This window comes from Pirellulales bacterium (assembly GCA_035546535.1).
Classification (GTDB): Bacteria; Planctomycetota; Planctomycetia; order Pirellulales; family JACPPG01; genus JACPPG01.
Genome location: DASZWQ010000006.1, coordinates 1 through 4,862 on the forward strand (window position 1 = coordinate 1; position 4,862 = coordinate 4,862).

3 protein-coding genes are annotated in these 4,862 nt (G+C 61.4%); 2 read left to right on the forward strand and 1 reads right to left on the reverse strand.

Annotated features, from left to right (window positions below; translation table 11 throughout):
• Positions 1-494: 494 nt before the first annotated feature.
• Positions 495-1,241 (forward strand): segregation/condensation protein A, encoded by a 747-nt coding sequence (locus VHD36_00520; GenBank protein ID HVU85774.1) that lies wholly within the window; start codon positions 495-497, stop codon positions 1,239-1,241.
• Between the two features lie 202 nt (positions 1,242-1,443).
• A complete protein-coding gene (locus VHD36_00525; GenBank protein HVU85775.1) occupies positions 1,444-2,283 on the forward strand; it encodes an MBL fold metallo-hydrolase in 840 nt (279 codons plus the stop codon).
• 35 nt (positions 2,284-2,318) lie between these two features.
• Here VHD36_00525 and VHD36_00530 read toward each other — a convergent pair whose 3' ends face one another.
• Entirely contained in the window at positions 2,319-4,574 is a 2,256-nt protein-coding gene (locus tag VHD36_00530) for a glutamine amidotransferase (protein HVU85776.1), read from the reverse strand.
• Positions 4,575-4,862 lie beyond the last annotated feature (288 nt).

The following is a 4,862-nucleotide window of genomic DNA, read 5'->3' on the forward strand; positions in this document are numbered from 1 at the left end:
ACCCTTTGCCCGACTAAACCGGAACAAAGTGGTTCATTCTCAGCGATCAATTTGAAGTCGTGCGCGCTCATGCTTGAATGCAAGTTGCGTTTGGCCAACTACTTGAAACAAAATCAAAAAAGTTCAACCGGACAGTACTGATGTCGAATTAAGAAATGCATCCACGGATTTCGCTGATTAAATCCGCAGGTCCACGTGCGTCACTCGGTACGCTCCTTCGCCTGCCTTCAATCCGCGCAAAACTGTGCAATCAGCGGATGTATTCGGCTCTCGTGGCGGCGGCCGCGAAAGGCCCGGAGCCGTTCCGTAAGACTAAGGCGGGCACGATAACGTGGCAAGTCGGGCAAATGGCCAGTTGCAAGCTCGAAGGGGTGAGCACTGACGTTGCCCGGCGCGGAACCTCGCGGATACGATAGATATCGAGCAAGCGGCTGCTGCGCGGCTGTCTGAAGTCGCCGCCGCGAAGGTCGATTACAGAAGTGGCATCAGGTTCCATGAGCTTTCGCGTCGATCTGGACATCTTTCGCGGCCCGCTCGATTTGCTGCTGTACCTGGTGCGCAAACAGGAGCTGGAAATCGCGGACATCCCGATTGCGCCCATTACGGACCAGTTCCTGGAACACCTGGCGGTCCTCGAACAGCTCGATGTCAACGCGGTGGGCGATTTTCTGGAAATGGCCAGCGCGCTCCTGGAACTGAAGAGCCGCATGCTGTTGCCGCAAGCCGACGAGGTGGAAGAGCCGCTTGACGACCCGCGAAAGGAACTGGTGCGCCGCCTGCTGGAGTACAAGCAGTTCAAGGACGCGGCCAGCATGCTCGACGAGCAGGGCCGCGCCTGGCAAGAGCGATTCCCCAGATTGGCCAACGACCTGGCGGGCCACAAGCGGGATCTGGCCGAGGAACCAATTCGCGAGTTGGAGTTGTGGGACCTGGTCAGCGCCTTCGGACGGTTGATCGAGCAGCATCAGTCGAACCAGCCGTCGAGCATCGTTTACGACGACACGCCGATCCACGTCTATATGGATCGGATTGCCCACTTGCTCGATGATCAGTCGCGTGTGGCTTTCACCGAGCTGTTTCAGCCTGGCATGCACAAGTCGACCTTGATCGGCATGTTCCTGGCGATTCTGGAATTGGTTCGTCATCACGGCATGCGGGCCGAGCAGAGCGACGCATTCGGCGAAATCTGGCTGGTGCGCGAGCAGCCCGGCGCGGCGCCGGCCGAAAAGCCGGATTCGTGATGCACTACTGCCCAGCGAGCTGGGCGGCTAGGTATCATTTTGCACGGCATTCAGGCGCTTTACCTGCGCGGCTTGTCTCGCAACCGATCTGGTTTAAACTGTGCCTTTCACCGTGCGCGGACCAGGTAACTTCTCCTTGGTTTGATCTCCTGCGCTCGCCTGTTTTGTGAACCGTATCCGAGCCTGATGTGACCCTGCCCGTATGGTTCACAACGTTCCCGTCAAAACGCTGACGCATCGCGGCATCACGATCGAGGGGTATTCGCGCGCCGCCGTGCAGACCTATTGGCGCGTTCCGGAGTTCAAGCTCGGCTTCGACCTGGGGGCTCATCCGTGGGACTTCATGGCCACGCCCAACTGGTTTATCTCGCATACGCATCTGGATCACGTGGCGGCCTTGCCGGTCTATGTGGCGCGGCGGCGGATGATGAAGATGGAGCCCCCCACGATCTACCTGCCCGAGCAGGCAGTCGAGGGGGTCGATCGCATTCTGAAGCTGTTCACGCGACTGGACCGGGGCCGGCTGCCGTGCCAGTTGGTGGGCCTGAAACCGGGGGACGAAGTCGAAATGTCACGCGAGCACGTGGTCACGGTCTCGGCCACGGCCCATCGCGTGCCGTCGTTGGGTTTCATCGTCTGGGAGCGCCGCCGCAAGCTGCGGCCTGAGTTTCAGGACCTGCCAGGCGACAAGATTCGCGACCTGCGCCTGGCTGGCACCGATGTCACCGAAGAGCGGCGCATGCCACGCGTGGCCTACATCGGCGATAGCGCGCCCGAGGGATTGGACGCCTGTCCCGCGATGTTCGAGGCCCAGATACTGATCACGGAAATGACATTCGTGGCCGCCCGGCACCGCAAGGAAAAGATCCACAAGTACGGCCACATGCACCTCGATGATATCGTCGCCCGCCGGGAGCAGTTCAAGAACGAGATCATCATCGCCGCACACTTCAGCACCCGCTATCACACCAAGCAGATCCGGCAGATGGTCGAAGCGGCGGTGCCCGACATGCTCGACGGACGTTTGCACTTGTGGGTGTAGTTCGCCGACATTCCAGGGTGGGAACGCGGGCACGGCTACACCAGCCCCCATTTCTTCCGCAGCCACCATTCGACGCCCAGTAGCGCGATCAGCAGCAAGAAAAAGGGCCAAGTGTCCCACAGCGTGCGCTTGACCATGGTCTCGACTTCGAGCTGCTCCAACTGCTTTCGGATCGACTCGAAGAGCGATCCCAATTGGTCAGCGGCGATCGTTTTGCCGCCGGTCATCGCCGCCAGGCTTTCCATCATCCCCCGGTCGGCCGCCGGATTGTCGAGTTCCAGGTCCTGGTCGTAGACCAGAAAGCGAGCTTGCGCCGAACCTATCGGCGCGCCGCCGCGCGATGCTTTCACGACCAGCGTGTAATCGCCCGGCAGTTGAGCTTCGGGATAGGTGCCCGCCATTTCGCCGGGAGTGTGCCTTAGGCGTGGACTGCCCTTGCTGCCATCCGGTCGGAGGATTTCGACTTCATAAGTGGCGTCAGCGATCGGTTCGCCGTGCTCGTCGCGCGCTCCGGCTGTGAACTCGACGCGCCCGCCGGGGCTATAACGCCGTTCGTCAAGATTGACCCACACCGAATTGTCGGTCGACTGGTCCTTACGTGCGAGCCACAGCACGATCTGCCGCCAGAAGCGCTTGTGGGCCGGTTCGAATCCCCCCATCCACCAACGCCATGTCGAATCGCCTGCGAAGGCCAGTACGCGGCCGCGGCCGTATTCGCTGGCGATCAACAAGGGATGCCGATCACCGGTTTCGGCCAGCACCGTGGCGTTGCGCTTCACGTGATCCAAGCGATTGGCCCCGTCGAGCGCCGGCAACTCTTCCCAGGCGCGTTTGTTCTCCGATGGCGGCGCCAACTGCATGATGCTATGCGACTGGCCGATGCGCGTCGGCAGCATCTTTGGTTTCGCATCTTCGGGCAAATGCGCCTCGCCACGTATGGCTTCGCCGAAATTCTGCCGCTCTAGCCGGTCCATCTCGACTGGCAGCACGTTCGCCAGTGGCGTCGCGGCGTACCCGCCCGGGCCGAAACTGTGAAATCCGCCGACCATGATCAGGCCGGCGCCGCGCTCGACGGTCGCCGCCAACGCGCGCAGCTCCTTGTCCTTGAAGGCGCTCGAATCCAGGTCGCCCAACATGTACACGTCGTACCGGCCCGGCTCGAACAGTTCATCCCAATCCGCCGGCCGGGTCTCGGGCTTGCGCGCATCGATCGTGCGCATGTCGACGTTCATATCCGGCGAAGCATCCAGCGAACGCCGCAGGAATTTGACGTCGGGTTGCAAGGCCCCGTTCAAGTACAAAACCTTCAGACCGCCATCGAGCACCGATACAAAAGTGCTCACTTCGTTATTGCTGGTCACCAGCTCGCCGGTTTGCGGCGCGACTTTCAGCGTGACCTTCTTTTCGCCGGCCGTGTCGGGCACGTATTTCATGTGGATCGGCAAGCGGTCGCCGTTCTTTTCCGCGCGGAGACGCGCGCTGTCGACGACTTCCATCTTGCCGGGCGTCGTTTCGACCGAAAGTTGCACGACGACTTCCTGGCCGACGAAGCCCTCCAACTGGGCCACCGCATCGACGGCCATCTCGTTTTTCACAAAGACAACCTGCGGCGCCCGCATGTCGGAGAGAGCCACGTCACGGGCTTGATCGAGAGCCCGGGCCTGTCCAAACGGCACCGCGTACAACTTGAAACCGAGATCCGCGAGGCGGCGCCCCGGCGTCTGCGGCGGCACGTCCTTGGCCGGCAGCACGCGTTGTGCGCCGTCGGAGAGCAGCACGATACCGGCCAACCGCTTGCCCGTCTCGCGCCGCAAGGCATCATCCAACACCCAGCCAATGGCGGTCTGTGGCCCCTCGGCCTTCTTGGGCCACTGCGTGGGGCTTTCGGCGACTTCGATCGGGTGCGCTTCGGCGTCGAAGGTATAGACCTTGACCTCGATTTCGCCGGCCAGAGTGGTCAACTCGGGTTGCGCGGCTTCCAGGCTGGCGCGCATCGAGTCCCAGCGCGTTTTGTCCCCCGCGGCATCGGCGACCTGCATGCTGCGCGACTGATCGGCCAGAATCAAAAGCGTCGCCGGCTTGCGGCTGATCGTGGTCCAGACCAGCGTCGGCCGCAGCATGGCCAAGACGATCAAGAGCACGATCACCAGGCGAATCGCTACCAGCCCACGCCGCCGACGCCGTGATACTCGACTCTGCGCCGGCCCCAAGGCCAACAGCCCGAGCAACACCGCCGCCGCCAGCGCGACCAGCAGATAACCGCCCACCGGGCTGAGGACCAAACGAAGCATGGGGAAAAGAAATGCCTAATGTCTAAAAACAAATGTCGAAGCAAAAGCAGAATGGTGAAAAGAAGCAGGATCCCAGGATCGTGTGCCACTGTTGGCTTGTCCAACAGTGCTTCCGCTTGCGAAGCGACGGTTCTCGCATTGATTCCTCATTCAGTAGTGCCAAGTCACGTGTTAAGGTCCGGTTTCAACGCAAGGTGTTGAGCCGTCGTGGAGTACGGCGACGATTTGGTGGACGATCCAATCCAGCATGCGTTTGAAGCGTAGTCGTTCGAGGTGCAACGTCGGGTG

Coding starts and splice junctions, on each gene's coding strand:
- VHD36_00520 (HVU85774.1), top strand. CDS start 495: ATGAGCTTTCGCGTCGATCTGGACATCTTTCGCGGCCCGCTCGATTTG.
- VHD36_00525 (HVU85775.1), top strand. CDS start 1,444: ATGGTTCACAACGTTCCCGTCAAAACGCTGACGCATCGCGGCATCACG.
- VHD36_00530 (HVU85776.1), bottom strand. CDS start 4,574: ATGCTTCGTTTGGTCCTCAGCCCGGTGGGCGGTTATCTGCTGGTCGCG.